General features: G+C 74.4%; 1 protein-coding gene. It reads right to left on the reverse strand.

Going from position 1 to position 539, the window contains the following annotated elements; translation table 11 throughout:
- The coding region (locus TR50_RS42180) for an urease subunit beta (protein WP_042436115.1) at window positions 1-539 on the reverse strand (539 nt) is incomplete at both ends.

Here is a 539-nt window from a genome sequence, read left to right on the forward strand (position 1 = left end):
CCGTCGACCAGGCCCGCGAACCCGATCGCCACCCGCTCACCGCCGATCGGCAGCAGCCCGACCTCCACCGTCGCGCCCGCATCGAACCGCACCGACGACCCCGCCGGCACCGCCAGCCGCAACCCGAACGCCGCCGCCCGGTCGAACGCCAGCCGCGGGTTCGCCTCGAAGAAGTGGAAGTGCGAGGTCACCGTCACCGGCACCACCGCGGTGTTGCGCACCGCCAGCACCACCACCGGCTCCGCCGGCTCGTACCCCGCACCCGCACCCGGCAGCGCCGCACCCGGCGCCTGCGCGCCCAGCGAGCCCTCACCACGGAACGGGTCGTCGATCACGCACAACCGCGTCCCGTCCTCGAACACCGCCTCGACCTGCAACGTGGTCACCACGTCGGCCACCCCCGGCAGCACGTCCTTCGCCGCGAGCACACTGCGCCCGGCCTCGATCGCCTCCGCCAGCCGCTTGCCGTCCCGGGCCGCCTCGCAGACCGTGTCGGCGATCAACGCCGTCGCCTCCGGCACGTTCAGCCGCAAACCACG

The organism is Streptacidiphilus anmyonensis, from assembly GCF_000787855.1.
GTDB lineage: Bacteria > Actinomycetota > Actinomycetes > Streptomycetales > Streptomycetaceae > Streptacidiphilus > Streptacidiphilus anmyonensis.